This is a genomic window from Massilia sp. GCM10023247 (assembly GCF_042653325.1).
In the GTDB taxonomy this organism is placed as follows: domain Bacteria; phylum Pseudomonadota; class Gammaproteobacteria; order Burkholderiales; family Burkholderiaceae_D; genus Telluria.
Genome location: NZ_JBHSIB010000011.1, coordinates 524742 through 545586, shown reverse-complemented (window position 1 = coordinate 545586; position 20845 = coordinate 524742). Strand labels below are relative to the sequence as shown.

Below are 20845 nucleotides of genomic sequence, written 5' to 3'. Positions count from 1 at the left end.
CGCTTCGCCTGCCGCCCCCTGAAAACGTCCAGGCCCGCCCGATCTGCATCGGGCGGGCCTGGAGTCCTTGCGGGAGGGTGTGCCTCAGAACGCGTACTTCACCACCATCGAAAGCTGGTCGCGGTCCGTCAGCAGGCGGTTGCTGACCAGGTTCAGGTCCGGCTTGCCGAAGAAGCCGAGGTAGGTGAGGTTGACCTGCAGGTTGCTGTTGTAGGTGAAGGTGGCGCCCAGGCTGGCGCGCTTGTCGCCCTCCCCGCCCACGCCGCCGAGCAGGGTGCGGCCCTGGATCTGCTGCGAGTAGCTCACCGGCACCGTCAAGTCCCAGCCGTTGAAGATGCCCGGATAGCCCAGCACCAGCTGGGCCGTCGCGGCCAGGCCGAAACGCGTGAAGCTGAGCGCGTCGGTGGCCGGGAAGGCGGCCGCGGCAGCCCCGAGCGCCTCGACGCCGGGCGCCTTGCGCGGCTCGACGTTCGACACCCGCACCGCGGCCACCTCGCCCAGCAGCTGCATCGAATCGGCGAAGGAGGTGCGGCCGATGTTCGCGAAGCTGCTGATGTTGAGCTGGGTGGTGTCCGAGCGGGTCGGGTTCACCAGGGTCGCGCGCGTGGCCGGGTTGACCACCGTGTTCACCAGCGCCGGCGCGCCACGCTTGTGCGACAGCTCGGCGGCCAGGGTCGCGCTGCCGAAGGTGGTCGACAGGGTCGCGCCGAGCAGCTTGATGTCGTCGAAATAATGGATCCGGTACGAGCTGGTGAAGGGATTGATCTCGGTGATCGGGCTGCGGTCGTGGTAGTTCAGGTAATACAGGCCGACTTCGGTCTGGTCGGTCGCCCGGAAGCGCGAGCCGACGCCCCACTGGCCCCGCTTGTCCGGCAGGATGTCCGGGCCGCGCAGGCCGAAGCTGCAGCGGTCGTTGACGTAGATGCTCAGGCAGGTCGCGCCGGGGCCGACGCCGTCCGAGGTGCTCAGGTAGGAGCCGGTGGCCGGCGCCAGCGTCGGATGGAAGCTGTACTGCGCATGGGCCAGCAGGGTCCAGCGCGGCGTCACCTCGACCGAGGCCGAGACCTGGTCTTCCGGCAGCAGCTGGTCCTTGGTTTCGGTGCCCGGGATCCCGGTCTTGGTGCCGTCGGCCGGCCCCTGGGCCAGCGAAATACTCGGGAAGAACAGGGCTTCGCCCCAGGAGACGACGTGGCGGCCGGCACGCACCGTGGCGCGGCTGCCCTCGCCGAACTCGAAGGCGGTGTAGGCGTAGGCGTCGAGCACCCGGCTGTAGCCGCCGTGGTAGCGCCGGGTGGCCTCGGTGAAGCGGTTGACCGGCCCCGGCTTGTTGACCGGGCCCGTGTTGTCGTTCTCGGTGCGGTAGACGCGGTCATAGAAGGTGCTGCCGGAGAGGACGAAGCCGCTCTCGCCGTACGACAGCGTCGACTCGAGCAGCAGCGCGGCGCGGTTGGCGGTGAGCGCATGCTTCTTGAAGTTGTTGTCGCCGTCGTTGCTGCCGGCGGACGCTGCCAGCACCGGGTCTGGATCGTGGAGCCGGGCCGCCAGCGTGTAGGAGGTGTTGGCGCGCCAGTCCAGCTTGAGGCCATTGGGGAACTGGATCGCCTCGCCGGCGACGGCGGAGCCGCCGGCGCACAGGGCGAGGACCGCGGCCGCGACCGGACCGGGCTGCTTACGGATGTTCATGGGCGTCTCTTTTCTTGTCGTCATGGGATCAGTTGCCGGCCGAGCGCGCCGCTTCCGGCGTGAACATCGACGGTTTCAGGTCGCCGCGGTTCAGGATCGGGCCCAGCTTGGCTTCCTGGAACAGGTTGTAGCCGACATAGCCGCCCGAATTCAGGTCATGGTAGAAGCTGGTGCCGGCATGCCAGGCCTGCATGTCGTAGGCGTAGTAGTAATTGATCAGCGCGTGCTGCCACAGCTTGCCGCGGCCGTCGTAGTAGTCGGCCATGACCGCATGCCAGGTGTCCTCGTCCAGGTACAGGACGCGCTTGGCGTACAGGTGGCGGTAGCCCTGCTTCAGGTTCGCTTCCACCACCCACACCCGGCGCAGCTCGTAGCGCATGTAGTCCGGGTTGGCATGGCCCGGCTTGATCAGGTCTGCATACTTGATGGTATTGCCGTGGATCTTGTAGCTGTTGGCCGGGATGTAGAGCTCCTGCTTGCCGACCAGCTTCCAGTTGTAGCGCTCGGGCGAGCCGTTGAACAGGCGGTCGGAGTCGATCGTCATCTTGCCGCCGCTGCCGTTGAGCGGCTGGTCGAAGCCGTATTCGGGCACCTGGCGCACGCGGCGCGTGCCCGGATCGTAGGACCAGGCCAGGCGCTTGCCCTTGGCGAAATTGACCGGTTCCGACGAGACGCTGATGATGCCTTTCTCGCGCTCCGGCAGCAGGGTCAGCGAGCGCGTCATGGCCTGCACGCCCTCCATCGGCTTGCCGAGCTGGTCGGGCATGTTGACGATGCTCAGGCTGCGGTTCCAGCCCCGGCCCCAGGTAATCTTGCCGTTCGGGTCGACGTTGGCGAAGTCGCGGGTGATGTCCTCGTTGTAGGCGCGGTAGGGATAGGTGTGGTTCATCACGGCTTCGTCGCCGCTCTTGGCGATCGGGAACGGCACCGCCCCCTTCAGGCCGGTGAAGCCGAGGCCGCCGTCGGTCATCTCGGCCTCGGTCGCATTCTTCTTCGCGATCGCGCACACGCCGTCCGGATAGCGGAAATCGCGGTGCCCCGGATAGACCGGGATGCGGAAGCTGGCCGGGTATTTGGCGAACATCGCCTTCTGGCCGTCGCTCAGCCGGGACGCGTATTGGGCCATGTTGGCCGCGGTGATCGTGTACAGCGGCTTCTCGCTCGCGTAGGGATCGACCGGGTGCTGGCCGACATTGGGCTTGTAGGCGATGCCGGGCGGCGTGCCCAGCCACTTGCCGGAAAATTCCGGGATCGAGCCGTCCTTGTTGGCAGCCTTTTCGGCGCCCACGCAAGTGAGGTCCTTGCCCAGCTTCTCGGCCTCGGCGGCCGTGACCTTGGCCGCGGCCAGTCCGGAATACAGCAAGGCGGTCGCCGCAAGGGGCGCGATCAACAACATTTTATTCATGCTTGTCTCCTGTTACCTGCACAATCAATCGGGGGGAAACCGGTAGTGCGTACGCTGCCGCCGTGCCTGTCCTTGGCGGGGTTTCTGGTGGAATCGGCAGGCCCATTGTCAAAGCACATCGGGGCCGGCATCATCGTCTGTTTGAACTACGCTGCTTGTGCGAGGCGGCGCCGCACGCGCTTGCCTTCCGGCGTCGTCCGGATGGACGATTACCGGCGCGCGCGCGCGGGACCATAATCGTGCAGGGGGCCGCGCGGCCCGCATCCAGACAGAACAACAGGAGACAACATGGCAGTCCAGGAATACGCACACCTGCTCTCGGCCGGGCGCATCGGCAAGCTCGCACTGCGCAACCGCATCATCGTCACCGCCATGGGGGTCAACCTGGCCGAACCCGACGGCACCTGCGGCGAACGCATGCGCGCCTACCACGAGGAACAGGCCAGAGGCGGCGCCGCCCTGGTCAACACCGGCACGGCCGGCGTGGCCTGGCCGGTGGGCGGCAACATGCCGAACCAGGTCGCGCTCTCGGACGACCGCTTCATTCCGGGCCTGGCCGCGGTGGTCGACGCGGTGCATGCGCACGGCGCCAAATTCTCGGTGCAGCTGCACCACGCCGGCCCGGTGGCGATGCAGGACATGGTGGACGGGCGCCCGGTCTGGGTGCCCTCGCTGCCGGCGATGCCGACGCGCGACTTCACCCAGGCCTTCCTGCTCGAAGAGCTGGCAGCGGCGCCCTTCAGCAAGATCGGCGCCTTCACCTACCGGGTCATGACGCGCGAGGACATCGCGCTGGTGGTCGGGCAGTTCGCCGCCGCCGCCGTGCGCGCCCAGCGCGCCGGCGCCGACGGCGTCGAAATCCACGGCGGCCACGGCTACCTGCTGTCGGCCTTCGTCTCGCCGAAATCGAACAAGCGCGGGGACGAATACGGCGGCTCGCTGGAAAACCGCACCCGCTTCCTGCTGGAGACCATCCGCGCCGTGCGCGCGGCGGTCGGCCCGGATTTCGCCGTCTGGTGCAAGCTCGACGCCTGCGAGCGCGGCGTCGACAACGGCATCACGGAAGCCGACGCCCAGGCCACCGCGCGCATGGCCCAGGAGGCGGGCGCCGACGCCATCACCGTCACCGCCTACCACGACGCCACCCAGGGCAAGCTGCATTCCGGCTCGCATACGCCGCAGGAGCCGGGCATCAACCTGCCGGCCGCCGCCGCGATCAAGGCCGTGCTCGACATCCCCGTGATCGCCTCGGGCCGGGTCGATCCCGAGGTGGGCGACGCCCATATCGCCGACGGCTCGGTCGACTTCATCGCCATGGGGCGCAAGCTGCTGGCCGACCCGGGACTGCCGAACAAGCTGGCCGCCGGCCGCGCGGCCGACGTCCTGCCCTGCATCTACTGCTATACCTGCATCAGCGCGATCTACACGGGCGACCCGGTGCGCTGCGCCGTCAACCCGCGCACCGGTTTCGAATACGTGGTGGCGCCGCCGCGCAGCAGCGCGCGGCGCCGGGTGGTCGTCGTCGGCGGCGGGCCGGGCGGCATGGAAGCGGCGCGCCGCCTCGCCGAGGCCGGCCAGCAGGTGATCCTGCTCGAACGCGGCAACCGCCTCGGCGGCACCCTGCAGTTCGCCGCCCTCGGCTACGCCCCCAACGAGCGCCTGCTGGCCTGGCTGCGGCGACAGGTCGACCTGCTCGGGATCGAGGTGCGCCTGAATACCGAGGCGACGCCCGCCCTGATCCGCTCGCTCGAGCCGCAGGCGGTGGTGGTGGCCAGCGGCGCCGTGCGCGACCTGCCGTCGCTGCCGGGCGCGGACCGGACCCACGTCCTGAGCGGGGACGACATGCGCGCCCTGATCCTGGGCGAGGACTCGGCCGCCCTCAAGCGCAAGGTCGGCTGGGCCGCGCGCATGGCCACCAAGCTGGGCGCCGCCACCGGCGTCTCGGCCAACCTGGACATGGTGCGCAAGGCCAGCCACCAGTGGATGCCGCTCGGGAAACGGATCGTCATCGTCGGCGGCGAACTGGTCGGGCTGGAGCTGGCCGAATTCCTGGCCGAGCGCGGCCGCAGCGTGAGCGTGGTCGACGATTGCGCGCGCCTCGGCGCCGGCCTGACCGTGGTGCGCCGCATGCGCCTGCTGGAGGAACTCGCCGAGCACGGGGTCGGCCTGCACGCGGCGGCGAGCAGCATCCGCATCGACAGCGATGCGGTGCGCTTCCTCGACAGCAGGAAGGCCGAACGCGCGCTCGAAGCGGACCACGTGATCGTTGCCAAGGGCGCGCGCGGCGAGCTGGGCCTGGCCGAGGCACTGCGGGCCGAGGGGCTCGCGGTGCATACGGTGGGCGACTGCACGGGGGTGGGGTATATCGAGGGCGCGATGCGCGGGGCGGCTAGCGCTGCGTCGGCGATTCTGGAGGGGTAGGCGGCAGATCGACGTTTACGCGTGGAGTCGGGACTCCACCCTACGAACCGAGGTATACCGTAGGGTGGAGTCCCGACTCCACGCGTTTTTTATAGCGACGGATAATCGGTGTAACCCGCCGGACCCGGCGTGTACAGCAGCTTGCGGTCGAATTTGGCCAGCGCCAACCCCTGGCGCGCACGGGTTACGTAATCCGGATTGCCGATGAAGTGGCGCGCAAACGAAACCGCCGCGCCCTGCCCGGCCGCGAGCGCCTGTTCGGCGCTGGCGCTGTCGAAGCCGTCGTTCAGGATCAGGCGCTCGCCGAAGCACTCGCGCGCCATGGCGAAGGCGTCGATGCCTGGCGTCGGCGCGCGCATCACGTGCAGGTAGGCCAGGCCGAGGGGCGCGGCCTGGCGCATCAGTTCGGCGTGGCTGGCGGCGGAATCGGCATCGACGATGTCGTTGTAGCTGTTGCCGGGATTCAGGCGCAGGCCGACCCGTCCCGGGCCGATCGCCTCGGCCATCGCCGCCAGGCATTCGAAGGCGAAACGGGCGCGCGCCGGCGCCGCGCCGCCGTATTCGTCGCTGCGCAGGTTGGTGCCGGTGCTGAGGAACTGCATCGGCAGGTAGCCGCTGGTGCCGTGCAGCTCGACGCCGTCGAAGCCGGCGGCGCGCGCATTGAGCGCGGCCTGGCGGTATTCCTCGACCACGGCCCGTACCTCGGCCGTGCTCAGGGCGCGCGGCAGGTCGTAGGGCTGCATGCCGGCGCTGTCGGTATAGATTTCGCCGGCGGCGCGCACGGCCGACGGCGCCACCGTCTCGACCCCTTCGGGCTTGATGTGGCGGCTGCCGATGCGCCCGCCGTGCATGATCTGCAGCACGATCTGGCCGCCGCGCGCGTGGACGGCGTCGGTGACGCGGCGCCAGGCCGCCACCTGGGAATCGGTGGCGATGCCCGGCTGGCGACAATAGGCCTGGCCGGCCGCGCTCGGCCAGCTGCCCTCGGCGACGATCAGGCCGGCGTCGGCGCGCTCGGCATAGTACTGGACCATGATCTCGGTCGGGTCGCCGTTCGGCGCGGCGCGGTTGCGCGTCATCGGCGCCATCACGATCCGGTTCGCCAGGCGCAGTTCGCCCAGGCTCACCGGCTGAAACAAATATTCGCTCATTGCCATCCTTTCAGCGCACCCGGATGCGCGGCGCGGGCGTGCCGCGGCGCATGGTGTCGAGGAATTGCTCCAGCGGCGCCGGCGGCGCCACCTGCGGCAGGCTGTCCTTGTCGTGCCGCTCGGCCCAGAATTCCTTCCAGGACGGGAACAGATCGTGGAAGGTGCCCGAGTACGGGGCGCGCCCCGGCCAACGCATCTTCATGTCGCCGATCGGCGGCTTGCTCAGGTCGGTCGCATACCAGTAGCACGGCAGGCGCCGGCGGAAATACCAGACACCGTCGATGCGCTCGTAGTCGTCCCAGTAGAGCATCTGCATGATCACCCATTCGGCGCCGCACTCGTGCTCGTTCTTGGAATACACCACGCCGGTGGCATGGTCGCGGTCCTTGAACTCGATGATGTGCTGGCCGAGGTGGTGCGAGGTGCCGGTGAACTGCTCGCGCAGGGTCTGGTCCTGCCAGGCCTTGAAGTGGGCGCGCCCGACCTTGTCCTTGCCGACCCGGATGTCGGGCGCGAACAGGTTGACGTGGGCATCCATGTCGCGCATGTCGAGCGAGAGCGCGTAGCGGGCGGCGAGCTGGCGGATCGCATCGAGCGATTCGAGGCGCTCGATGCGGGCTTCAACTGTGTCTGGATTCATCATCGTCCTATTCGAGTGCCGTGACCAGGACCGCCGAGCGGCCGCCGTCGACCGGGATCGCCGCGCCGGTCACATACGAGGATTCGTCGCTGGCCAGGAACAGGATCGCGTTGGCGACTTCGCCCGGCTGGCCGACCCGTCCCATCGGGATCAGTTTTTCGGTGTTGCGGCGCGCCTTCTCGTCGGTCAGCATGCCGGCGGTGCCCGGGGTTTCGACCACGGCCGGGATGATCACGTTGACCCGGATGTTGTGCGGCGCGCCTTCCACCGCGGCCACCCGCGAGAAGTTGATGACGGCCGCCTTGGCCGCCGAATAGCCGGCCATCCAGGGCGAGCCGAGGGTGCCGCAGATCGAGGACAGGTTGACGATCGAGCCGCCGCCTTCCTTCATCAGCCTCATGGCGGTGCGCGTGCCCCAGAAGGTGCCGTCGACCGAGGTCGTGAAGTTGGCGCGCCAGTCCTCGGTCGAGATCGAATCGATCGCGCCCCAGGTATAGGCCATCGCATTGTTGACCAGGATGTCGAAGCGGCCGTGGCGCGCGCAGGCGCCTTCGATCGCCGCCACATACTGGGCCTCGTCGCCGACGTCGGCCTGTACCGCCTCGGCCTTGCCGCCCGCGTGCGCGATCTGCGCCACCACTTCGTCGAGCGGTCCCTGGCGGCGCCCGCAGATGACCACGGTCGCGCCTTCCTCGGCGAGGCGGATCGCCGTCGCCTTGCCGATGCCGGTGCCGCCGCCCGAGACGAAGGCGACCTTGCCTTCCAGGCGTTTTGCTGCTGTACTTTGCTGTGTCATTCCACGCTCCTCAGATGAATGCCATGCCGCCGTTGACGGCCACGTTCTGGCCGGTCATGAAGCTGCTGTCCTCGCCCGCCAGGAACAGCGCCACGCGCGCGATCTCTTCCGGCTCGCCCATGCGGCCCAGCGGCACCGCCTTGACGATGGCGTCGGCCCACTCGTCCGGGATGCCGGCCATCATCGGGGTGCGCGTCGGGCCCGGCAGGATGGTGTTGACGCGGATGCCGCTCGGAGCGACTTCCTTGGCCGCGCTGCGGGTCAGGCCCATCACGCCGGCTTTTGAAGCGCAGTAGTGCGAAGGGCCTTCGCCGTTGATCGCCGACGAGCTCGAGATGTTGATCACCGAGCCGCGGGTGGAAGTCGCCTGCATGGTGCGCACGGCTTCGCGCACGCAGTAGAAGGTGCCGGTCAGGTTGACCCCGATCACGCGCGCCCAGTTCTCGTCCGGCGTCTCGGCCAGGGTGTCGAGCGAACCGATGCCGGCGCTGTTGACGACCACGTCGATGCGGCCGTATTTCGCCACCGCTTCGTCGAACACGGCGCGCACGGCGGCGCTGTCGGTGACGTTGACGCTGCGCGCCATCGAGGTGCCTTCCGGGTTGTTCGCGCCGATGGTCTCCTCGACCGCTTCCAGGTTCAGGTCGAGCGCGACCACGATCGCGCCCTCTTCCACGAACAGGCGCGCGATCGAGCGTCCCATGCCTTGCCCGGCGCCGGTCACCAGCGCCACTTTGCCCTTGAGTTTCATTGTCCTGTGTCTCCTGTTGGATGGATTGGAAGGCGGACCGCGCCCGGCGATCCGCTCGATTCAGAGTAGCGGCAAGCGCCGCGCCCACCATCGTCCGATGAGACTAAAGTCGAGACTCGGCCAGGCGCGCGCCGGCGATGCGCGCCAGGTCGCGCTTGACGATCTTGTTCGAGGCGTTCAGCGGGAAGGCGTCGAAGGCCAGCACGTAGCGCGGCACCTTGTAGTTGGCCATGTTGCGGCGCGACCAGGCGACCAGTTCGGCGCCGTCGAGGGTGGCGCCCTCGCGCGCGATCACGCAGGCGCAGCCGACCTCGCCCATGCGCTCGTCGGCGACGCCCACCACCGCGACCTGGGCCACCGCAGGGTGCGCGGCCAGGATGCGTTCGATCTCGGCCGGATAGCAGTTGAAGCCGCCGGCGATGAACATGTCCTTCAGGCGGTCGGTGATACGCAGGTAGCCGCGCTCGTCGAGGACGCCGACGTCGCCCGTATGCAGCCAGCCGTCGGCATCGATCGCCTCGCGCGTGGCCGCCTCGTCCTCGAAGTAGCCCTGCATCACGTGGTAGCCGCGCAGCTGCACTTCGCCCGGCTCGCCCGGCGCCACCGGGCGCCCTTCGGAATCGGCGCAGCGCACCTCGGTGCCGGGCAAGGCCTTGCCGCAGGTGGTGGCGATGGTTTCGGCGCTGTCGGACGGATCGCAGACGGTGGCGCAGCCGCCGCATTCGGTCAGCCCGTAGGCGGTCGTGACGCGCGCGATGCCGAGCTCCTCGCGCATGCGGGTGATCAGGATCGGAGGCACCGAGGACGAGCCGGTGCACGCGCCGCGCAGCGAGCCAAGGTCGAAGGAGGCCAGCTCGGGATGGGCCAACATGCTCAGGAACAGGGTCGGCGGCCCGGGCAGGAAGCTGATGCGGTCGCGCGCGATCCGCTGCAGCATCTCGGTGGCGTCGAACACCTGGCAGGGGTAGACGGTGGCGCCGCGCAGGAAGGCCGCGATCCAGCCGGCCTTGTAGCCGAAGGCATGGAAGAAGGGGTTGATGATCAGGTAGCGGTCGCCCGCGCCCAGGCCGGTGATGCCCGACCAGGCGTGGAAGGCGCGGATCGCCGGCCCGTGCGCGGCCAGCACGCCCTTCGGCTGGCCGGTGGTGCCCGAGGTAAACATCAGGTCGGCCGTGCTGTCCGGGCCGAGCGCCGCCTCGCGCGCATGCACGGCCGCCGGCGGCACCTGCCGGGCCAGCGCCAGGAAGTCGGCCCAGGCCAGGTCGCCGGCGCGGGCGGCGCCGCGCAGCACGACCACCTGGCGCAGCGAACCGGGGCGCAGGCCGGCCAGCATGTCGGGATAATACTGGCCGAGGAAGTCGCCGATGCAAAACAGCACGCGGGCACGGCTGCGTTCGAGCACGTGGACCGCTTCCGCGCCCTTCATGCGGGTATTGATCGGCACCAGCACGGCGCCGGCGGCGTGGATGCCGCAGGCGGCAATGATCCATTCGTAGAGGTTCGGGGCCCAGATCGCGACCCGGTCGCCGGCCTCGACGCCGAGGGCAATCAGGGCCGCGGCCGCCTCTTCGGTGCGGCGCGCCAGGTCGCGGTAGTCGATGGTCAGCTCGCCGTCGACGATCGCCGCCTGGGCGCCGAAGCGCGCGGCGGCCTGGCGGATCATCTGCGGCAGGGTGCCGGGCAGCGTGGCGTCGGCGGTTTCTGATGCGAGTTCACTGCTCATGCTTACTCCGGAAATTTGATACGCACATTGCTCGTCAGCGGAATCGCCTGGCAGCTCAGGGTCCAGGCCCGGGCGAGATCCTTCTGGTCCAGCACCTCGTTGTGGCGCAGGTGCACTTCGCCCTCGACCACCTGGCACATGCAGGACGCGCACATCCCGGCCTGGCAGGAATGCGGCGCATTCAAGCCCGCGCGCAGGGCGGCGTCGAGCAGGGTTTCGTTACCCGCGCAGGGGATGCGGTGGGTGGCGCCGTCGAGCTGCACCTCGATCTCGGCCTGCTCCACGCCGCCCACTGGCGCAGGCGGCGGCGCAGCGGCCGCGCTGCCCTCCTCCTCCTCGGGCAGCGACACGAAGCGCTCGACGTGGACCCGCTCGTCCAGCATGCCGGCGCCCTGCAGGGCCGCCACGGCGGCGTCCATGAAGGGTCCGGGGCCGCAAATGAAGGCCTCGGCCCCGGGGCCGGTCCAGCCCTCGGCCAGCGCGGCCAGCTGCGCGGCCGAGGGAACGCCCTGCACCACGTCGAGCCAGTGGATCACCTGCAGGCGCGCCGGGTGGGCGGCGGCCAGGGACTTGAGCTCGTCGCGGAAGATCACCGCGTCCTGGTCGCGGTTGGCGTAGACCAGGCGGATGCGCCCGGCGCCGCGGGCCAGCACGCTGCGCAGGATCGACAGCACCGGGGTGATGCCGCTGCCGCCGGCAAACAGCAGGAAGTCGCCGTCCAGGCTGCGCGGCGTGAACACGCCGGCCGGCGCCATCGCCTCGACCGTGTCACCGGCCTTGACCCGGTCGCAGATCCAGTTCGAGCCGCGCCCGCCGCGCACGCGCTTGACGGTGACCCGCAGCGCGTCGTCGAGGCCGGGCGCGCTCGACATCGAATAGCAGCGCGGCAGGTGGCGCCCGGCCAGCGGCAGGCGCAGGGTCAGGAACTGGCCGCTGCGGTAGCGGAACTGGTCCGCCAGCGCCGGCGGCACCTCGAGCACCAGCGAACGCGCGTCGGCGGTCTCGTCGACCACCGCGCGCACGCGCAGGCCGTGGTAACGGGAAGCGCCGGCCGTCATAAGCCCATTCCGTGGATGGCGTTGTCGACCCGGATCTCGGCGCCGCTGATGGCGCGCGAGGCGTCCGAGGCCAGGAACAGCACGACCTCGGCCACCTGCTGCGGCATGCAGGCGCGCCCGCCGCGGTTGGCCACCGGATCGAACAGCAGGTGCTTCGGATCGACGCCGGGCGCCGAAGCCTGCATCATCGGGGTGTAGACGCCGTCCGGATGCACCGAATTGACGCGCACCCGGTAGCCGCTCTTGCGGCAATGCAGGGCGACGGTGCGGGTCAGCGAGGCGACCGCCGCCTTCGAGGCGCTGTAGGCGGCATAGGTGTCGATCGGCAGCCATGACGACACCGAGGCCATGTTGACGATCGAACCGCCCTCTTCCTTCATCGCCGCCAGCCCGAATTTGCAGCCGAGGAAGCAGGAGTCGGTGTTGACCCGCATGACCCGGCGCCACTCGTCCAGCGTGGCCGTCTCGATCGAGCCGGGAAGCAGGATCGCGGCATTATTCACCAGCACGTCGAGCCGGCCCCAGTGCCGATGCACGGCCGCCATCGCGCGCCGCCAGTCATCCTCGCTGGCCACGTCGTGCTCGACGAACAGCGCGGCCTCGCCGATCTCGCGCGCCAGCGCCTGTCCCGCTTCGCGGTCGACGTCGGCCAGCACCACCCGCGCCCCTTCGCGCGCCAGCAGCAGCGCGTCTTCGCGCCCGATGCCGCTGGCAGCGCCGGTCACCATGACCACCTTGCCCTGAACTTGTCCCGTCATTGTCTTTCCTTGTTTGAATCCGTGCCGCTCAGCGGCCCGCCGCCAGCGCCGGTTCGCGCGTACCTGCCGTGCCCGCCGCTCCGGCCTGCTCCAGCAGGTCGGTGCGCTCGAGCGGGATCGCCTGGCCGCGCATGTGCGCCACCGCGCGGAACGAGAAGGTCATGGCCGGCCCCAGCGTGGCGCCCGCGCCCGGGTAGGCCGGGCCCATCACCGAGGCCGAGTTGTTGCCGGTGCAGTAGAGTCCGGGGATGGGCTGGCCGCCGTCGTCCAGCACGCAGCCGTCGCGGTCGGTCAGCAGGCCGCCCTTGGTGCCGATGTCGCCCGGGTACAGTCGCATCGCGTAGAACGGCCCGGTGTCGATCGGCGCCAGGTTCGGGTTCGGCTTGACGCTCGGGTCGCTGTAGTAGCGGTCGAAGACGTCGCTGCCGCGCCCGAACTCGAGGTCCTGGCCGGTGCGCGCGAACTCGGTCATGCGCCTGGCGCTGGCCGCCATCCCGGCCGGATCGACCCCGATCTGGCGCGCCAGGCCCTCCAGGGTGTCGTCCTTCCAGTACACCGTGCCGAGCCAGCTCTTCTTGAGGCGGTGGTCGGGCTGGGCTTCGCCCGGTCCCAGCGGCCCGAGCGGGTACTTGCGGCGGAAGTTCGCATCGAACACGATCCAGGCGCCGATCTCGCCGCCGATGCGCGCGTGGTCCGCGAACATCGCCTGCTGGAACTCCGGATACGGGCACGACTCGTTCAGGAAGCGCTCGCCGCGCGCATTGACCACCATGCAGCCCGGCAGCGAGCGCTCGACGAACAGCGCGCGGTTGCGGTCCTCGCCCGGCACGCGCAGCGTCGGCGCGCCCCAGGTATGGCCCATCAAGTGCAGGCTGGCGCCGGCGGCGGCGCCGGCGCGGATGGTGTCGCCGGTATTGCCTTCGGGCGGGGTCGCGGTCCAGGTGTGGTCGGTCGGCAGCGGCAGGTATTGTTCGCGCATCTGCTGGTTGCGCTCGAAGCCGCCGGCGGCCAGCACCACGCCCTTGCGCGCGCCGACCACGACTTCCTTGCCCTCGCGCTCGACGACGATGCCGGTGACGCGGCCGTTCTCGATGCGCAGCGAGCGCATCGGGCTGTTCAGCCAGTACGGCACCTGGCGCTGGCGCAGCGCCGCGAAGAGGCCGCCGACCAGGGCCTGGCCGCCGGTCATGCGGCGGTCGCGCGTGGTCTTGCTGCGCCACGGGTAGTCGAGCGCGTAGCGCAGCATCAGCCAGATCAGCTTCGGCTTGGCGAAGCGCTCGCGCGACAGCAGGGTGTGCGCCTCGAAGGCGTTCATCGTCATGCGGCCGAGGATCAGCTGGCCGGGATTGTTGTTGCGCAGCTCGGACAGCGCCTCGACCCCGATCTTCCCGGCGTCGAAGTCGGCCGGGTCCATGGTGCGCCCGCCTGCCATCGCACCGGGCAGGGTCGGATAGTAGTCGGCATACTTCGGCACGCTGCGGTAGCGCACGCCGATCTGCTCGAGGTAGCGCGCCATGCGCGGCGCCGTCTCCAGGTAGGCCAGGATCCGATCGTCGCTGGACATGCCGCGCGCGCAGGTCTTGACATAGGTGAAGGCGGCTTCGAGGCTGTCGCGCAGGCCGGCCCGCGCCATGTCGTGGTTGTTGGGGATCCAGATGCCGCCGCCCGAAGTGGACGAGGTGCCGCCGATCAGGCTTGCCTTCTCCACCACCAGGGCGCTCAGGCCCTCGTCGGCCGCGCGCACCGCCGCGAGCAGCGCGCCCGCGCCCGAACCGACCACCACCACATCGAAATTCTGTTCCACTGTTCCTCCTTGCGTTTGACGGGACCTGCCCACGGATGCGACGCATGCTGGAATCGCATGCAGCATCCTCGCACCGGGGGCCGGCGCAGCCATCGTCTATCCGGACTACCAGCGCGGTCCGGGCAAGGGGTGAGGAAACGGGGTGAAAAAGGAGACGCTCCCCGGCGGCGGGCGCCGGGGACAGCAAACGTGGGACGCGCGCCTCAGGCGGCGCGGTACTCGTCCTTCAGCGCCGACTTGAGCAGCTTGCCGACCGCGTTGCGCGGCAGCGTGCCGGGGCGCAGGTGGACCCGCGCCGGCACCTTGTAGGAGGCCAGGTGGAGGCCGACATGGGCCCGCAGCGCCGCCTCGGTGAGCTCGGCACCGGCGCGCGCGACCACCACCGCCACCACCGCCTCGCCCGCCAGCTCGTCCGGCATCGCCAGCACGGCCGCTTCCAGCACGTCGGGATGGCGCAGCAGGCAGGATTCGACTTCGCTGGCCGCGATCTTCTCGCCCTGGCGGTTGATCACGTCCTTGATCCGGTCGACCACGTGCAGGAAGCCGCGCTCGTCGAGGTAGCCGACGTCGCCGCTGCGGAACCAGCCGTCGGTCCTGGCGCGCCGGGTGGTTTCCGGGTCGCCCCAGTAGCCGTCCATCAGCGTCACCCCGCGCAGCCACAGTTCACCGGGCTGGCCGGGCGGCAGCGGCTGGCCGTCCTCGCCCGCCACGCGCAGCGCCACGATCGGCGACAGCAGGCCCGAGCTGCGCGGCTTGCAGGCGAACAGGTCGCCCGAGGCCGCCGCGCCGGCGCCGTTGGTTTCGGTCAGGCCGAAACCGATCCCGGACATCGAATCGGGGCGCCGCCGCAGCAGGTCGTCGATCACCCGCTGCGGCAGGCCGGCGCCGCCGAAGCCGATCCCGGCCAGGCTGCGGGTGGCCTCGCCGTCGAAGCCCTCTTCGGCCATCAGCTGCATCACCATCGAGGGCGCGCCGTTGAACTGGGTGACGCCCTCCTCCCGGATCAGCTCGATCGCGCGCGCCGGGTCCCAGCGCTGCATGAAGACCAGGCGCCGGCCGTTGCGCAGGGAGGTCAGCAGCTGCGCGTGCAGGCCGCTGACGTGGAACAGCGGCACCGCCATCAGGGTCGTCGGTGCGAAGCCGCGCGCCATCATGGCGGCGATCCGTTCCGGCGAACCGAGGGCCGAGACGGCGCCGATGTAGTCGATGTTGTACAGGGCCTGGCACACGGCGCGCTGGCTCGACAGCACGCCCTTGGCGCGGCTGGTGGCGCCCGAGGTGTACAGGATCAGGGCCGGGTCGCCGGGTGCGGGCTCGGCCGGCCTCGGCGGCGCCGACGGCCGCTCGAGCAGCGCGCGGTAGCCGTGCACCCGGGGCGCCGGCGCCGGCTCGGCGTCGGCCACGATGGTGTCGCAGCCGAGGCCGGCCAGGCCGTCGGCGACGCGCGCCAGGCGGTCGGCGTCGCACACCAGCAGGCGCGGCGCGAGGTCGGTCAGCACGTCCAGCAATTCCTCGCGCAGGCCGAAGGAGTTGATCGGCGCCGGCACCGCGCCGATGCTGGCGGCGGCGGCAAAGGCGATGGCCCACTCGGGCCGGTTGCGCATCATGATCGCGACCCGGTCGCCCGCCTCGATGCCGAACACGGTCTGCATGCGCGCGGCCAGGGCGTCGACCGCCTCGAAGAAGCGCGCGAAGCTCCAGCGCTCCGCACCGAAGACCAGGAAGGGCTTGTCGCCGTGCGCGCGGCCGGCGGCGAGCGCCTCCGGCAGGCTGCGCGGCGCGTTCTTGTAGACCATGGCCGGCATGCCGTCGATCTCTTCCTGGGCCAGCTCGAAGGGCGCGCCGGGCGCCGTCAGCCGGGCGCGGGCCGCGTGGAAGGCCGCGCAGGCGTCGTTCAGCTCGGCCTCGGAAAAACGTAGCAGGTCCATGCTCAGAATCCTTTCAGGCTGGCGTAGCGGTCGCGGTGGAAGACGCCGTCGCCGAAGCTTTGCCCGATGACGCGCCCGCGTTTCAGGAACAGGCCGATATCGAGTTCGTCCGTCACGCCGATGCCGCCATGCAGCTGCACGGCTTCGTTCAGGGCCCGTTCGCAGAGGTCGGCGGCGCGCGCCTTGGCCAGGCTGGCCAGGAGCGCCACGTCCGGGCTGCCGGCATCGATGGCCGCCAGCGCCGCTGCCACGCAGCTGCGCAGCAGTTCGATCTCGACGTACAGGCGCGCCATCCGGTGCTGCAGGGCCTGGAAGGAGCCGATCGGGGCATCGAACTGGATGCGCTCCTTCAGGTAGGCATTGGTGCGCTCGAAGGCCTCGACGATCACGCCCAGCGCCTCGGCGGCCAGGCAGATGCGGGCGCGGTCGAGCACGGCGTCGAGCGGTGCGTAGCCTTCCCCGGCCTCGCCCAGCAGCGCGGACTGCGCCACCCTGACGTTTTCCAGGCGGACCCGGGCCGCGTTGCGGCTGTCGACGATAATCGTGCGCTGCACGCTCACGCCGGCCGCGTTCGGGTCGACCAGGAACAGGCTCAGGCCCGCAAGGTCGCCCGGGGCGCCGGCGCTGCGCGCGACGACCACCAGCAGGTTCGCCACATGGCCGTCGAGCACCATCCATTTTTCGCCGTCGAGCACCCAGCCCTCGCCGTCGCGGCGCGCCGTGGTGGCCACCCGTGCCGGGGCGTGGCGGCCCTCTTCCTCGAGGGCCAGCGCCAGCAGCGTTTCGCCGCCGATGACGGAGGCGATCAGGGCGCGCTGGCGGGCGTCGCCCGCCGCCAGCAGCAGGCCGCCGCCCAGCACCACCGAGGACAGCAGCGGCATCGCCGCCAGCGTGCGCCCGGCCTGCTCGAAGACGGCGCCCAGTCCCTGGTAACCGAAATCGAGCCCGCCTTCGGACTCGGGGAACACCGCCGCGGTCCAGCCCATGTCCGCCACCTCGCGCCACAGGGCGGGGTCGTAGCCGAGCGGATCGCGCCGGTCGCGCAGCGCGCGCAGCGCGGCCACCGGCGCGCGCGCCGCCAGGAATTCGGCTGCGCTGTCGCGCAACTGGCACTGCTCATCGTTCAACAGCATACCCATAAGGTCTCCTCAGCCGGGCAAGCCAAGCACGCGCTTGGCGATAATATTGAGCTGGATCTCGCTCGATCCGCCGGCGATCGTATAACTCTTGGCCAGCATCCAGCTGCGGCAGACCGCGCGTTCGTCCGGCGTGAACTCCTCGCCTTCCCAGGCCAGTCCGCGGTGTCCCATGACCTGTGTCAGCAGCTCGTACTTGGCGGTCTCCTGCTCGGTCATCACCAGCTTCATGATCGAGGCCGGGCCGCTGACGTCGCGCCGCGCCATCGCTTCCTCGGTCACCCGCGCATGGGTCAGCGTGAAGGCCTGGGCGTCCATCAGCAGAGCGGCCAGGCGCGCGCGCAGGGCCGGTTCGCGCAGGGCGCCGTCGGCGTCGAACAGGTAGGGGCGCGCCAGGGCCAGCGCATCGTGCGAGGGCGCCGCGCCTTCGGTGAAGGTCGCCATCGCCGCGCGCTCGTGCTGCAGCAGCTTCTTGGCCAGCGGCCAGCCGCCGTTCAGCTCCCCTACCAGGTTCGCCGCCGGCACCCGCACCTCGTCGAAGAACACCTGGCAAAAGCTCGACTTGCCGCTGATCAGCTCGATCGGCTTGACCGTGACGCCGGGCGCGTGCATGTCGATCAGCAGGAAGCTGATGCCGTCCTGCTTGCGCACGCTGCTGTCGGTGCGCACCAGCGCGTACATGGCGTCGGCCTTGTCGCCGTCCGAGGTCCAGATCTTGGAACCGTTGACGATGAAGACATCGCCTTCGCGGCGCGCCGAGGTCTTGAGGCTGGCCAGGTCGGAGCCGGCGTTCGGCTCGCTGAAGCCCTGGCACCAGCGCACCCGGCCTTCCATCATCGGGGTCAGGTGCTCGCGCTTCTGCTCCTCGGTGCCCACTTCCAGCAGCACCGGACCCAGCATCCAGATGCCGAGGTTGTACTGGGGCTGGCGGCAGCCGAGGCGCGCCATCTCCTGCTCGACGATGCGCGCCTGTTTCGGGTCCAGCCCGCCGCCGCCGTAGGCACGCGGCCAGCCCGGCGCGAACCAGCCGCGCTCGCGCATGCGCTCGAACCAGAGGCGCTGGTCCTCGCTCCTGAACTGCACCTGCGAGCCGCCCCAGACCATCTCGTCGGGGACGATCGGGGTGCGCATGGACGGCGGGCAGTTCTGTTCCAGCCACTGCCTCACTTCCTGGCGAAATGACTCGTTATCACTCATGCTCTCTCCTGGTAGGGCAAGGGCTGCTCAGCGCACGGGGCGCGGCATGTTCAGGCCGAACTGGGCGATCAGCTCGCGCTGCAGTTCGTTGGTGCCGCCGCCGAAGGTGACGACGGTGGCGGCGCGCAGTTCGTATTCGAGTTCGCCCAGCAGCGCGGCGGCGGCCGAGCCGGCGCGCACCAGGCTGCCCGCGCCCATCACCTCGGCCAGGCGGCGCAGGATCTCGATCGCGCCCTCGGAGCCGTAGACCTTGGTGACCGAGGCCAGGGCGACGTCGAGCTTGTCCGCTTCGAGCGCGGCGGCAATCCGGAAGTTAATCAGGCGCATCGCCTCGATCCGCGTATAGCATTCCGCCAGCGCCGTGCGCACCCACGGCTGGTCGACCGCGCGCCGGCCATGCTCGTCCTTCACCCGGGCCCATTGCAGCACGCGGCTGAAGTGGCCGGCCACCTTGTCCGACCAGGAACCGAGGCCGAGCCGCTCGTGGTTCAGCTGCGCCGTCATCAGCTTCCAGCCGCCATGCAGCTCGCCGACCAGCATCGCGGCCGGCACCTCGACCTCGTCATAATACGTCGCCGCCGTCGCGTTGCCCACGGTATCGATGATGGTGTGGGAAAAGCCGCGCGCGCGGGTATCGACGATCAGCAGCGAGATGCCCTTGTGACGCGCCAGCTCGGTGCTGGTGCGCGCCGCCAGCCACACGTAATCGGCCGATTCGACGCCCGACGTCCACAGTTTGTTGCCATTGACGACAAAACGATTCGATTCGACACGCGCCGTGGTGCTCAAGGCGGCCAGGTCGGAACCGGCATTCGGTTCCGAATAGCCGATCGCGAAGATGATCTCGCCGGCGGCGATCCCCGGCAGGAAGGTCTTTTTCTGGTACTCGGTGCCGAAGGCCATCAGGGCCGGGCCGACCGTGCTGATCGTCACGAAGGGCAGCGGCGCCCCGGCGATGTTGGCTTCCTCGAAGAAGATCAGCTGCTCGGTCGCGGCATAGCCCTGGCCGCCGTGCTCCCTGGGCCAGCCGACCGCCAGCCAGCCGTCGCGGCCCATCTGGCGGATCACCTTGCGATACAGCTCGCCGCCCTCGGCGCCGCGCAGCTGCAGGCGCAGCTCGGGCGTCATGAGCTCGTTGAAATAGTCGCGCACGCGCAGCCGCAGGCGCTGCTGTTCCGGACTCAGGTCTACAAACATGCGGTACTCCGTTTCTGTTTAGTCGTCGCTCAGGATCAGGGCGCTGGTGGGCACGCCGGTGCCGGCCGTGACGAGGACGTTGTGCACCCCGGCGACCTGGTTGACGGCGCTGCCGCGCACCTGGCGCACGGCCTCGGCGATCCCGTTCATGCCGTGGATATAGGCTTCGCCGAGCTGGCCGCCGTGGGTATTGATCGGCAGCGAGCCGCCGCGCGCATGCTGGCCGGCGCGGATGAAGTCCTTGGCCTCGCCGCGCTTGACGAACCCGAATTCCTCGAGCTGCGGCAGCACGAAGGGCGTGAAGTGGTCGTAGATGACGGCGGTCTGGATGTCGGCCGGGGTCATCCGGCTCTGCTCCCACAACTGGCGCGCCACCAGCCCCATTTCGGGCAGGCCGCTGATGTCGTCGCGGTAGAACGAGGTCATGCTCTGCTGGCCGCTGCTGATGCCCTGGGCGGCGCCGCGGATGACGACCGGCTTCTGGCGCAGGTCGCGCGCGCGCTCGCTCGAGGTGATGACCATGGCCACCGCGCCGTCCGACTCCTGGCAGCAGTCGAGCAGGCGCAGCGGCTCGCAGATCCAGCGCGAGGCCTGGTGGTCCTCGAGCGTGATCGGTTTGCCGTAGAAGAAGGCCTTCGGGTTGGTGGCGGCGAAATCGCGCACCGCCACCGAGATGCGGCCGAAGTCTTCGCTGGTGGCGCCGTAGAGCTCCATGTAGCGCCGCGCGAACATGCCGACCCAGGCCGCCGGCGTGTGGAAGCCGTGCGGCATGTACCAGCCGTAGTTGACGTTGTCGAAGAACGGGGTCGCGCCGAAGCCGTAGCTGCCGGTGCCGAAGCGGTACCAGGAACGCTCGTTCATGGCGCGGTAGACGACCACGGTCTTGGCGGCGCCGGTGGCGACCGCCATCGCCGCATGCATCACCGGTGCGCAGGCGGCGCCGCCGCCGTGCGGAATCTGAGAAAAGAACTTGATGTCGGGCGCCCCGAGCAGGCGCGCGATCTCGTACTCCGGGACCTTGTCGACCGAGTAGGAGCAGAAACCGTCGACCTCCGACGGGTCGATCCCGGCGTCGCCCAGCGCCTGCAGCGTCGCCTCCATCGCCAGGCGCAATTCGGTGCGCCCGGAGTTCTTCGAAAATTCGGTGGCGCCCAGGCCGACGATGGCGGCGCGCCCCGAAATACTGTTGTTCGACAT

At 69.9% G+C, this 20845-nt stretch carries 16 protein-coding genes; 1 reads left to right on the top strand and 15 read right to left on the bottom strand.

All coding sequences use genetic code 11. The annotated features are described in order from the left end of the window. Positions 1 to 84 precede the first annotated feature (84 nt). On the bottom strand, positions 85 to 1683 hold the full coding sequence (locus ACFPAH_RS12780) for a DUF1302 domain-containing protein (protein ID WP_379745652.1): 1599 nt from the start codon (positions 1681 to 1683) through the stop codon (positions 85 to 87). 28 nt (positions 1684 to 1711) lie between these two features. Further along, entirely contained in the window at positions 1712 to 3088 is a 1377-nt protein-coding gene (locus ACFPAH_RS12775) for a DUF1329 domain-containing protein (protein ID WP_379745649.1), read from the bottom strand. 288 nt (positions 3089 to 3376) lie between these two features. On the opposite strand from ACFPAH_RS12775, the gene ACFPAH_RS12770 reads away from it, so the two are divergent. Next, positions 3377 to 5509, top strand: coding sequence for an FAD-dependent oxidoreductase (locus ACFPAH_RS12770; RefSeq protein WP_379745646.1), 2133 nt, complete (start codon positions 3377 to 3379; stop codon positions 5507 to 5509). An 89-nt stretch (positions 5510 to 5598) separates the two neighbouring features. Here ACFPAH_RS12770 and ACFPAH_RS12765 read toward each other — a convergent pair whose 3' ends face one another. From ACFPAH_RS12765 to ACFPAH_RS12705, 13 genes are all read right to left on the bottom strand, one after another. Then, a complete protein-coding gene (locus ACFPAH_RS12765) occupies positions 5599 to 6660 on the bottom strand; it encodes an alkene reductase (protein WP_379745643.1) in 1062 nt (353 codons plus the stop codon). 10 nt (positions 6661 to 6670) lie between these two features. Beyond that, on the bottom strand, positions 6671 to 7300 hold the full coding sequence (locus ACFPAH_RS12760; protein ID WP_379746021.1) for a nuclear transport factor 2 family protein: 630 nt from the start codon (positions 7298 to 7300) through the stop codon (positions 6671 to 6673). Positions 7301 to 7307: 7 nt separating this feature from the next. Further along, positions 7308 to 8096 (bottom strand): SDR family NAD(P)-dependent oxidoreductase, encoded by a 789-nt coding sequence (locus ACFPAH_RS12755; RefSeq protein WP_379745639.1) that lies wholly within the window; start codon positions 8094 to 8096, stop codon positions 7308 to 7310. A 10-nt stretch (positions 8097 to 8106) separates the two neighbouring features. Beyond that, complete coding sequence (locus tag ACFPAH_RS12750; RefSeq protein WP_379745636.1) at positions 8107 to 8847, bottom strand: SDR family NAD(P)-dependent oxidoreductase; 741 nt, start codon at positions 8845 to 8847, stop codon at positions 8107 to 8109. Positions 8848 to 8950: 103 nt separating this feature from the next. After that, a complete protein-coding gene (locus ACFPAH_RS12745) occupies positions 8951 to 10570 on the bottom strand; it encodes a FadD3 family acyl-CoA ligase (protein WP_379745633.1) in 1620 nt (539 codons plus the stop codon). Positions 10571 to 10572: 2 nt separating this feature from the next. After that, positions 10573 to 11628: a 2Fe-2S iron-sulfur cluster-binding protein gene (locus ACFPAH_RS12740; RefSeq protein WP_379745631.1), complete on the bottom strand. Its 1056-nt coding sequence runs from the start codon at positions 11626 to 11628 to the stop codon at positions 10573 to 10575. Then, positions 11625 to 12386, bottom strand: coding sequence for an SDR family oxidoreductase (locus ACFPAH_RS12735; protein WP_379745630.1), 762 nt, complete (start codon positions 12384 to 12386; stop codon positions 11625 to 11627). The genes ACFPAH_RS12740 and ACFPAH_RS12735 overlap by 4 nt, the downstream gene beginning before the upstream one ends. Before the next feature lie 28 nt (positions 12387 to 12414). Next, a complete protein-coding gene (locus tag ACFPAH_RS12730) occupies positions 12415 to 14190 on the bottom strand; it encodes an FAD-binding protein (protein WP_379745628.1) in 1776 nt (591 codons plus the stop codon). 203 nt (positions 14191 to 14393) lie between these two features. Continuing rightward, positions 14394 to 16118 (bottom strand): class I adenylate-forming enzyme family protein, encoded by a 1725-nt coding sequence (locus ACFPAH_RS12725; RefSeq protein ID WP_379745626.1) that lies wholly within the window; start codon positions 16116 to 16118, stop codon positions 14394 to 14396. 2 nt (positions 16119 to 16120) lie between these two features. Beyond that, entirely contained in the window at positions 16121 to 17257 is a 1137-nt protein-coding gene (locus ACFPAH_RS12720) for an acyl-CoA dehydrogenase family protein (protein ID WP_379745623.1), read from the bottom strand. A 9-nt stretch (positions 17258 to 17266) separates the two neighbouring features. Then, entirely contained in the window at positions 17267 to 18451 is a 1185-nt protein-coding gene (locus ACFPAH_RS12715; protein ID WP_379745620.1) for an acyl-CoA dehydrogenase family protein, read from the bottom strand. Between the two features lie 27 nt (positions 18452 to 18478). Continuing rightward, positions 18479 to 19648, bottom strand: coding sequence for an acyl-CoA dehydrogenase family protein (locus ACFPAH_RS12710; protein WP_379745617.1), 1170 nt, complete (start codon positions 19646 to 19648; stop codon positions 18479 to 18481). Positions 19649 to 19666: 18 nt separating this feature from the next. After that, a complete protein-coding gene (locus ACFPAH_RS12705; RefSeq protein WP_379745614.1) occupies positions 19667 to 20845 on the bottom strand; it encodes a lipid-transfer protein in 1179 nt (392 codons plus the stop codon).

What these genes read in the sequence shown, in the direction of transcription:
- ACFPAH_RS12715 (WP_379745620.1), bottom strand. Translation starts at nt 18,451, where the DNA reads ATGAGTGATAACGAGTCATTTCGCCAGGAAGTGAGGCAGTGGCTGGAA.
- ACFPAH_RS12710 (WP_379745617.1), bottom strand. Translation starts at nt 19,648, where the DNA reads ATGTTTGTAGACCTGAGTCCGGAACAGCAGCGCCTGCGGCTGCGCGTG.
- ACFPAH_RS12705 (WP_379745614.1), bottom strand. Translation starts at nt 20,845, where the DNA reads ATGTCGAACAACAGTATTTCGGGGCGCGCCGCCATCGTCGGCCTGGGC.
- ACFPAH_RS12780 (WP_379745652.1), bottom strand. Translation starts at nt 1,683, where the DNA reads ATGAACATCCGTAAGCAGCCCGGTCCGGTCGCGGCCGCGGTCCTCGCC.
- ACFPAH_RS12775 (WP_379745649.1), bottom strand. Translation starts at nt 3,088, where the DNA reads ATGAATAAAATGTTGTTGATCGCGCCCCTTGCGGCGACCGCCTTGCTG.
- ACFPAH_RS12725 (WP_379745626.1), bottom strand. Translation starts at nt 16,118, where the DNA reads ATGGACCTGCTACGTTTTTCCGAGGCCGAGCTGAACGACGCCTGCGCG.
- ACFPAH_RS12735 (WP_379745630.1), bottom strand. Translation starts at nt 12,386, where the DNA reads ATGACGGGACAAGTTCAGGGCAAGGTGGTCATGGTGACCGGCGCTGCC.
- ACFPAH_RS12740 (WP_379745631.1), bottom strand. Translation starts at nt 11,628, where the DNA reads ATGACGGCCGGCGCTTCCCGTTACCACGGCCTGCGCGTGCGCGCGGTG.
- ACFPAH_RS12760 (WP_379746021.1), bottom strand. Translation starts at nt 7,300, where the DNA reads ATGAATCCAGACACAGTTGAAGCCCGCATCGAGCGCCTCGAATCGCTC.
- ACFPAH_RS12770 (WP_379745646.1), top strand. Translation starts at nt 3,377, where the DNA reads ATGGCAGTCCAGGAATACGCACACCTGCTCTCGGCCGGGCGCATCGGC.
- ACFPAH_RS12755 (WP_379745639.1), bottom strand. Translation starts at nt 8,096, where the DNA reads ATGACACAGCAAAGTACAGCAGCAAAACGCCTGGAAGGCAAGGTCGCC.
- ACFPAH_RS12750 (WP_379745636.1), bottom strand. Translation starts at nt 8,847, where the DNA reads ATGAAACTCAAGGGCAAAGTGGCGCTGGTGACCGGCGCCGGGCAAGGC.
- ACFPAH_RS12745 (WP_379745633.1), bottom strand. Translation starts at nt 10,570, where the DNA reads ATGAGCAGTGAACTCGCATCAGAAACCGCCGACGCCACGCTGCCCGGC.
- ACFPAH_RS12765 (WP_379745643.1), bottom strand. Translation starts at nt 6,660, where the DNA reads ATGAGCGAATATTTGTTTCAGCCGGTGAGCCTGGGCGAACTGCGCCTG.
- ACFPAH_RS12720 (WP_379745623.1), bottom strand. Translation starts at nt 17,257, where the DNA reads ATGGGTATGCTGTTGAACGATGAGCAGTGCCAGTTGCGCGACAGCGCA.